This is a genomic window from Kitasatospora sp. NPDC091257 (assembly GCF_044757675.1).
Classification (GTDB): domain Bacteria; phylum Actinomycetota; class Actinomycetes; order Streptomycetales; family Streptomycetaceae; genus Kitasatospora; species Kitasatospora lactacystinica.
On record NZ_JBIVVI010000308.1, the window covers coordinates 1 to 8,113 of the forward strand.

General features: G+C 74.9%; 7 protein-coding genes. 2 read left to right on the plus strand and 5 right to left on the minus strand.

What is annotated here, in order from left to right; genetic code table 11:
* Positions 1-13 precede the first annotated feature (13 nt).
* The 5 genes from ACIQOV_RS16605 to ACIQOV_RS16625 all read right to left on the minus strand — a co-directional run bounded on the left by ACIQOV_RS16605 (position 14) and on the right by ACIQOV_RS16625 (position 4,647).
* Positions 14-799 carry a MerR family transcriptional regulator gene (locus tag ACIQOV_RS16605; protein WP_401049153.1) on the minus strand — a complete coding sequence of 262 codons (786 nt, stop codon included), beginning with the start codon at positions 797-799 and terminating at the stop codon, positions 14-16.
* An 85-nt stretch (positions 800-884) separates the two neighbouring features.
* A complete protein-coding gene (locus ACIQOV_RS16610) occupies positions 885-1,013 on the minus strand; it encodes a hypothetical protein (RefSeq protein ID WP_401049155.1) in 129 nt (42 codons plus the stop codon).
* Positions 1,014-1,207: 194 nt separating this feature from the next.
* On the minus strand, positions 1,208-2,251 hold the full coding sequence (locus tag ACIQOV_RS16615) for an isopenicillin N synthase family dioxygenase (protein WP_401049156.1): 1,044 nt from the start codon (positions 2,249-2,251) through the stop codon (positions 1,208-1,210).
* A gap of 348 nt (positions 2,252-2,599) precedes the next feature.
* Positions 2,600-3,247, minus strand: a complete 648-nt coding sequence (locus tag ACIQOV_RS16620; RefSeq protein WP_380538753.1) for a response regulator — start codon at positions 3,245-3,247, stop codon at positions 2,600-2,602.
* On the minus strand, positions 3,199-4,647 hold the full coding sequence (locus tag ACIQOV_RS16625; RefSeq protein WP_401049158.1) for a histidine kinase: 1,449 nt from the start codon (positions 4,645-4,647) through the stop codon (positions 3,199-3,201). The genes ACIQOV_RS16620 and ACIQOV_RS16625 overlap by 49 nt, the downstream gene beginning before the upstream one ends.
* A gap of 303 nt (positions 4,648-4,950) precedes the next feature.
* Here ACIQOV_RS16625 and ACIQOV_RS16630 point away from each other — a divergent pair, with 303 nt between their 5' ends.
* Complete coding sequence (locus ACIQOV_RS16630) at positions 4,951-5,664, plus strand: ABC transporter ATP-binding protein (protein WP_401049160.1); 714 nt, start codon at positions 4,951-4,953, stop codon at positions 5,662-5,664.
* Positions 5,661-8,054 (plus strand): FtsX-like permease family protein, encoded by a 2,394-nt coding sequence (locus ACIQOV_RS16635; protein ID WP_401049162.1) that lies wholly within the window; start codon positions 5,661-5,663, stop codon positions 8,052-8,054. The genes ACIQOV_RS16630 and ACIQOV_RS16635 overlap by 4 nt, the downstream gene beginning before the upstream one ends.
* Positions 8,055-8,113: the final 59 nt, after the last annotated feature.

An 8,113-nucleotide genomic window follows, 5' to 3' on the forward strand; every position in this document is an offset into this window, starting at 1 on the left:
CCTACCCGTACCCCTACGCCTGTACCTGCTCCTGGGCCTGGGCCTGCTCCTGTTCCTGCCCTTGCTCCTGGCGCAGTTCCTCGCCCAGTTCCTCCCGCAGGTACCGCTGGAAGGCCGTGACCAGCGCCTGCGCCACCATCGGCTGGATGTGGTCCGTCAGCGCCCGCATCCGGGCCAGCTCCTGGGGCGCGGGCTCGCTCTCCCGGTACGGCTTCCACACCGTCTCGCGGAACAGCCGCTGCAACTCCCGGGCCGTCGCCCGGCTGTGCTCCACGACCACCGACCGGGCGGCCAGCAGCGTCTCCAACGGGATCGGCACGTCCAGGATCCGCACGCCCAGCGGCAGCAGTCCGGGATCCACCCGGAACACCTCCGGATCCCCCGTCCGCTCCAGCGCCCCCATCGCGGCGAGCCGCCCGACCTGCTCCTCCGTCAGCCCCCGCCCGGCCCGCCGCTCCAGCTGAGCCCTGGTGGCCTCCTCCGGGGCCTCCGGCGTCCAGGACGCCACCAGCGCACGGTGGATCGCCAGGTCCAGCGGTGAGCTGTCCTGCGGCAACCGCGCCAGGTACCGCTCGATCGCCGCCAGCGTCAGCCCCTGCCGCTGCAACTCCTCGATCAGCTCCAGCCGGTCCAGGTGCGCCGCCCCGTACAGCCCCACCCGCCGCGGCCCCAGCTCCGGCGGCGGCAGCAGCCCCTTCGTCCCGTAGAACCGCACCGTCCGCACCGTCACTCCGGCCCGCGCCGCCAGCTCGTCCACCGTCAGCCGCAACCCGACCCCCACCCCGCCGTGCTCCCCCACCCGCCGCCTCCCGCGCTGGCACACTCCTGCTGTGACAGCAGCAGTGTGACAGTGCCCGTCACTCCGGGTCCATCGGTGCACCGGCTCAGGAGGGCGGTCGGCGTCCGGTGGTGAGGCCGCGGGCGTAGCGGCGGAGCAGGTCGTGGGGGTAGGCGTACCGGCGGGGCGCGGGGGAGACGAGCAGTCCGACGTCCACCAGGGCCTCGGCGAGCACGCTCGTCTCCGCCTCGGGGCGCTGCCGGCGATCCTCTACGTGATGTCGGTCGTGTCGACCGTGTCGGTCTTGCCGCCGCTCCGACAGCGCTGGGCCGGCGGGCCCCGCCGGCCCGGGCACCCCGCGCGGGGCGCCCGGGCCGGAGGGCTGCCGGTGGGGAGCATCGGCGCGGTGCGGGCTCCGCGCCGCGTGGGTCAGGCGAGGGCGGCGTGGTGGCGGCGGGTGACTTCGGGGTGGGCCCTGGTGTAGCCCTTCCACTCGTTGAGGCCGAAGTCGGCGAAGAGCGGGTTGGCCGGGTCCTCGGTGGCGCCGGGGGCGTGGTGGGCGAGCGGGAAGTCGAGCGGCTCGATGTGGGCGTCGAGGCGGGGGTTGTAGAAGAACGGCACCGAGAAGCGCTCGCGGGCGCCGGGCGGGCTGACCACGCGGTGGCTGGTGGCCTTGAGGTAACCGTCCGTGGCCACCTCCAGCAGCTCGCCGAGGTTGACGACGAAGGCGCCGTCGAGCGGCGGGACGTCCAGGAAGGTGCCGTCCGCGCGCTCGACCTGGAGGCCGCCGACGGTGTCCTGCAGCAGCAGGGTGATGAAGCCGTAGTCCTTGTGGGTGCCGACGCCCTGGCCGGTGCCGTCCGGGGCGCTGCCGGGGTAGCGGACCAGCTTGAGGCGCAGGTGGGGGTGGCCCCCGAAGGCCTCGTCGTAGAAGTCGGGGCGGGCGCCGATCGCGGTGAGCAGCTCGTGCAGCAGGCGGCGGGCGACCCCGCCGAGGTGGTCGATCCAGCCGAGCGCGGCGGTGCGCAGCTCGGGGAGCGCCTCGGGCCACTGGTTGGGCCCCTCCAGCCACCAGTACGGGGGCTCGCCGGTGCCGGGGACGTGCGGGGGCAGCTCGGCGCCGATGTCCAGTTGGTCGCGCCAGTCCTGGCTGCCGCCGGTGCGCTCGTCGCCGGTGCGGGTGTAGCCCCGGTAGTGGGGGGAGTTGAGGTTGCTCACGGCGAGCCGGTCGGCCTCGGGGAGTGCGAAGAAGGCGCGCATGGCCCGGGCGAGTGCGGTGGTCTCGTCCGGGGTGACACCGTGGCCGACGAGCTGGAAGAAGCCGACGCCGGTGGCCGCGTCGCGGAGCTCGTCGTGCAGGCGGCGACGGTCCTCCGGGCTGCCGTCGGCGAGCGACAGGTCGATCACCGGGAGGGCGTCCGCCGGGGCGGAGTCGGTGCCGGTCTCGGATATGGGCGTGTACTGCTGCGTCATGTGTGACATCCGCTGGGTCTCGTCCCGGCTGGTCCCGGTGGTCGACCGGGGACGGCCGGAGCAGCGCCTGGTGCGGCGGGTGCTCGGGGAGCCGGGAGGTGGTGGCGGCCGGGCAGGGGTCGCCGGTGAGGGTGGGTGGCGCGAGGTTCAGCCGGAGCGTCGACAGGACATGGTCGTCACGCGGAGCAGGTCCACGTGGCGGCGGCGAACAAGGATGAGCACCTCACCAGCCTAATTGACCCGTTCTGGAGCAGGCGAGCCCCGTGCAGCGGAGGGCAACTCGCCACTTGTCGGTGATCTATCAAGTTGTGCGGAGTGGGTGCCGAGCGCGGGCGATGGCGGCTCCTTTCAGGAGTTGTTGAGGTAGGCCAGGACGGCCAGGACCCGACGGTTGTCGTCATCGGAGGGCTGGAGGTCGAGCCGGACGAAGATCGACGCGGTGTGCTTGGCGACCGCCCGCTCGGTGATCACCAGCTGCTGGGCGATCGCCGCGTTGGACCGGCCCTCCGCCATCAGCGCCAGCACCTGCCGCTCGCGCGGCGAGAGGGTGGAGACCGGGCCGGCCGAGGAGTTGTGGGTGAGCAGTCGGGTGATCACCTCCGGATCCATGACGGTGCCGCCCTGGGCGACCCGCCGGACGGCGTCGATGAACTGGGTGCCGTCCATCACCCGGTCCTTGAGCAGGTAGCCGATCCCGCCGGTGCTGCCGGCGAGCAGCTCGCGCGCGTAGAGCTGCTCCACGAACTGCGACAGCACCAGGACGGGCAGGCCCGGGTGGGCCCGGCGGGCCGCGAGCGCGGCCCGCAGCCCCTCGTCCGTGAAGCCCGGCGGCAACCGGACGTCGACCACGGCGATGTCGGGGCGGTCCGCGGCCACCGCGGCGAGCAGCTGCTCTCCGTCCTCCACCGCCGCGGTGACCTTCATGCCGTTGGCCTCCAGCAGCCGGGTCAGGCCGTCCCGGAGGAGGAAGAGGTCTTCGGCGATGACAACGCGCACGGGATCTCCAGGTTCACAATGGTCGGCCCGCCGGACGGGCTGCTGATCGCGAGCACCCCGTCGAAGGCGGCCAGTCGGCGTTCGGTTCCGCTGAGGCCGGTTCCCCGGGACGAGTCGGCGCCGCCGCGCCCGTCGTCGGTGACCGATATCCGCAACAGCCCGTCACTGTGCCCTATCTCGATCCACACCTGCGAGGCCCCGGCGTGCTTGACCACGTTGGCCAGCAGCTCCGTCACCGCGAAGTAGGCCGCCGACTCCACCGGGGCGGATACCCGGCCGGGCAGGTCGCCGCTGAAGCCGACCGGCAGCGGCATGTCCAGCGCCGTCGCCCGAACCGCGTCGGCCAGGCCGCGGTCGGCGAGCACCGGGGGGTGGATGCCGCGGACCAGGTCCCGCAGCTCGCCCAGCGCCTTCACCGAGGACAGCCGGGCCTCGGCCAGCAGCGGCCCGAGGGCGTCCGGATCGTCCTTCAGCTGCTCGGCCACGGTCAGCAGCATGCCCAGGGCCACCAGCCGGGCCTGTGCCCCGTCGTGCAGGTCCCGTTCGATCCGGCGCAGCTCGGCCGCGCCGGCGTCGATGGTGTCCGCCCTGGTCCGCGCGAGGTGGCTGACCCGGCGGGCGAGCTCGGCCCGCCGGGAGGGCCCGAGCAGGGCCCGGGCGGCCTTCTCGTGGAACCGCAGGACCGGTGGGGCGGCCCACAGCACGGCCAACGGGGCGACGGTCAGACCCATCGCGTAGACGACGCCCAGGGCGAAGAACCGGCCGTTCCGGCCGAAGACCTCCAGGGCGACCGGGGTCAGCAGGACGATCGCGGCGGTGAGCAGCACGGCGGCGCCGGTGAGCAGGGTCCAGGCGAAGTCCCGCCAGATCGCCGGGTCGGTGAGCCAGCCGCCGGTGCGCAGCCGTCGCCAGGGCCCGGCCCCGACCGGCCGACGGTACGGCACCGGGATCGGCCGCCCGCTCCACTTCCCGACCGTCCGCCTGCTCTCCGTCGCGCCCCAGCGGGCCCCGAACAGCCCGAGCACCAGCAGGGAGGGCGCCAGCCAGAGCGAGCCGGACCGGCCGCCGGGCGCGGCACCCCCGTAGAGGTGCGTCGCCAGCAGCGCTATCGCCCCCGGGGCGAACAGCGCGGCGCCGACCGCCCGGCCGCCGCCCCCGGTGGCCCAGCAGAGCGCCCAGAGGGCGACCGGCCCCATCGGCACCAGCAGGATCAGCGGTCCGCCCGGGTGGAGGTCCAGGGGCTCGTCCGGTCCGAACAGCGCGGAGGCCAGCAGGACCGGCCCCGCCAGCAGCGCGAGGAAGCCCGTCACGGCCAGCGTCGCCGCGTACCAGGCCCGCACCCCGTCCGCGCACGCCCGGCCGACCCTCAGGGCCAGTTCTTCCAGCACTCCCGCGTTCATGACGCGCCCCCTCTCCCTTCCGCGGCCCCCGTCCGGGGACCTCGGAGCCCCGGGCCCGGAGCGGCGGACCCGAAGCCGTCGCCCGGAAGCCCCGCGGACCCCGGTTTCGATCTTTCGATGGGTCAGTCTGCCCGTCCGGGTCGCCCGGCGCTCTAGGCCTGAACACCCAGTTCGGGGTGTATCTGGATACACCCCGCAGAGGCCGTCCAGACGGCTGTCGGCACCCCGCCGCGGATTCGTAGCGTCATGTCCCGTCAGCCGGCCCGGGGTTCCCGGGGCCGGACCCCGAACCGTGGAGGGCCCGTGAACGCGCCGATCATCCGGATCCGCGGCGTCAGCAAGACGTACGACCGATCCGACGCCGCCCGTCCCGCCCTGGCCGGGCTCGACCTGGAGGTCCGGGCCGGCGAGGCGCTGGCCGTGCTCGGCCGCTCGGGCAGCGGCAAGTCCACCCTGCTGAACCTGGTCGCCGGCCTCGACCGCCCGAGCGAGGGCGAGGTGGAGGTGGACGGCGTCGCCGTGCACCGGCTCGGCGAGGCCGCGCTGGCCGAGTACCGGCGGGCGCGGATCGGCATGGTGTTCCAGTTCTTCAACCTGCTGGACGACCTGACCGCGGAGGACAACGTGCTGCTCCCGGCCCAGCTCGCGGGGATGCGGCGGGAGCCGGCCCGGGCCCGGGCCGGGGAACTGCTGGAACGGCTGGGAGTGGCCCGGCACGCCAAGGCCTTCCCCGGCCGGCTCTCCGGTGGCGAGCGCCAGCGGGTCGCGGTGGCCCGGGCGCTGATGAACCGTCCGCCGCTGCTGCTGGCCGACGAGCCCACCGGAGCGCTGGACACCGCCTCGGCCGCCGACGTCCGCGACCTGCTGCGCGGGCTCAACGCGGAGGGCCAGACGATCCTGCTGGTCACGCACGACACCGCGCTCGCCGACGCCTGTGCCGACCGGACGATCGAACTGCTCGACGGCCGGCTGGTCCGGGACACGGCGGCCGCGCCGGTGCCGGGCGGTGGCCGATGAGCGCGCTCGGCAAGGTGGTGCGCGCCGGGGTCGGCCGCCGGCGGGTGCAGACCCTGGTGATGGTGCTCACCACGATGGTGTCCGTGACGGCGTGCATCCTCGCGCTCGGGCTGCTGGTCGCCGCCCAGGGCCCCTACCAGCGTTCCTTCGCGGACCAGCGCGGTGCCCACCTCAACGTGCTGTACGACCGGGAGAGAGCGAGCCCCGCCCAGCTCGCCGGGACGGCCCACGCGCCCGGCGTGACGGCCACGGCCGGCCCCTACCAGGCGGTGACCGTCCAGCCGCGCTCCGGCCCCGACACCCGGATCCCGCCGGCCGGGAGCCCGCTGCCGCCGATGACGCTGGTCGGCCGTGCCCAGGACGGCCCACTGGACGGCCTGCGGATCACCGAAGGCCGCTGGATCGAGGGCCCCGGTGAGGTGGTGTTCCTGGACGGGCACTCCCCGCTGGCGGTCGGCGACAGCATGGAGTTCCCGGACCGGCCGGGGCACCCGACGCTCAAGGTCGTCGGCCTGGCGGCCTCGGTCTCCTGGAGCGCGGACGGCTGGGTCGCCCCGGAGCAGGTGGCCGGGCTGGCGGCGCCCGGCACGGCGCCCGCGGTCCAGTACCTCTACCGCTTCGCCCACGCCGACGACGACGCCGAGGTGGCCGCGGACCGCGCCGCGCTGGCCGCCGCCGTCCCCGGCGACGCGCTCGCCGCGGTCACCTCCTACCGGCCCGCCCGGGAGGAGGCGAACCGGACGGCCTCGACCTTCGTCCCGTTCGTCACGGCCTTCGGGGTGCTCGGGCTGGCCATGTCGGTGCTGATCATCGGCGTCGTGGTCAGCGGCGCCGTCAGTGCCGCCACCCGGCGGATCGGCATCCTCAAGTCCCTGGGCTTCACCCCCGCCCAGGTGGCACGCGCCTACGTCGGCCAGGCGCTGATCCCCGCCGGGCTCGGCACGGCGCTCGGCGTGCTCCTCGGAAACCTGCTCTCCGTACCGGTCCTCGGGCTGGCCCACAAGGCCCTGCGCGGCGGGCTGCTCGGCATCCCGGTCTGGGTGGACGCCGTGGTCGCGGTGGCGGCGCTGGCGGCCGTGGCGGGCACCGCGGTGGTACCGGCCCTGCGGGCCGGGCGGCTGCGGACGGTGGAGGCACTCGCGGTCGGCCGGACGGCTCCCGGCGCCAAGCGGGCGGCCGCCCGCCGTACGGCCGGCGGGGCGGGGGCGGCGGGTCCGCTGTCCCGGGCGCAGGACCTGATCGGCCGGCTGCCGGTGCCACGTGCGTTCAGCCTCGGGCTGGCCTCCCCGCTCAACCGGCCGGGCCGCTCGGCGACCACCGGTGCCGCCGTGGTGCTCGGCACGGTCGGAGTCACCCTCTGCGTCGGTCTGACGCTCTCGCTGAGCTCCATCCAGGAGGGTCTGACGGCCGACCGCGCGGGCAAGGTGGTGGTCCAGGTCCCGATCGAGGGCGCCGCGCAGCCCGTCGACCACGTGGACGAGGCGGCCGTGGCCAAGGCCGTCGAGTCCCGAACGGGCACCCGCGCCTGGTACAGCACCGCCCCGGCCCCGGTCGCCCTGGCCGGGAACACCGGGCGCTCAGAGGTGGTCGCGTTCAGCGGCGACGCCTCCTGGAGCGGCTTCCAGCTGGTCTCCGGCCGCTGGTTCCACGGCCCCGGCGAGGTGGTGGTGGCCGCCGCCTACCTGCGGGCCAACGAGGCGAAGGTCGGTGACACCGTCACACTCACCGACCACGGCCGCAGCACCCCGGCGAAGATCACCGGCGAGGTCCTGACCACCAACGACGTGGTGTTCACGGACCGGGCCACGCTGGCGCCGCTCGGTGGCGCGATCCACGCCGAGGCGCTCACCTTCCACATCGACCTCACCCCGGGCACCGACGCGCAGTCCTACGCCGACGGGCTGGACCAGGCCGTGAAGCCGATGGGCCTGGGCGCCGAACCCGGCGGGGAGCACCTCAACATCGTGGTGCTGGCGATGAACACCCTGGCGGGCGTGCTCACACTGCTGCTCTCCGTGGTGGCGGGGCTCGGGGTGCTCAACACCGTGCTGCTGGACACCAGGGAACGGGTGCACGACCTCGGGGTGCTCAAGGCGCTCGGGATGGCGCCCCGGCAGACGGTCGGCATGGTGCTCACCTCGGTCTGCGGCAGCGGGCTGGCGGCCGGATTGATCGGAGTCCCGATCGGTGTCCTGGTGCACCACCAGGTGATGCCCGCGATGGCCCGGGCCGCCGGAATCGGGGTGCCGGACGCCGACCTCGCCGTGTTCGCCCCGCCGGTGGCGGGGCCGCTGATACTCGGCGGCCTGGTGCTGGCCCTGCTCGGCGCCGCCCTCCCGGCCACCTGGGCGGCCCGCACCCGGACGGTCACGGCGCTGCGCACGGAGTGACAAGGAGGAAGGACCAGGAGCGGAGCCACCCGGCGTCCGGCCCGGTCCGGGAGCCCCCC

Coding starts and splice junctions, on each gene's coding strand:
- ACIQOV_RS16625 (WP_401049158.1), bottom strand. CDS start 4,647: ATGAACGCGGGAGTGCTGGAAGAACTGGCCCTGAGGGTCGGCCGGGCG.
- ACIQOV_RS16635 (WP_401049162.1), top strand. CDS start 5,661: ATGAGCGCGCTCGGCAAGGTGGTGCGCGCCGGGGTCGGCCGCCGGCGG.
- ACIQOV_RS16615 (WP_401049156.1), bottom strand. CDS start 2,251: ATGACGCAGCAGTACACGCCCATATCCGAGACCGGCACCGACTCCGCC.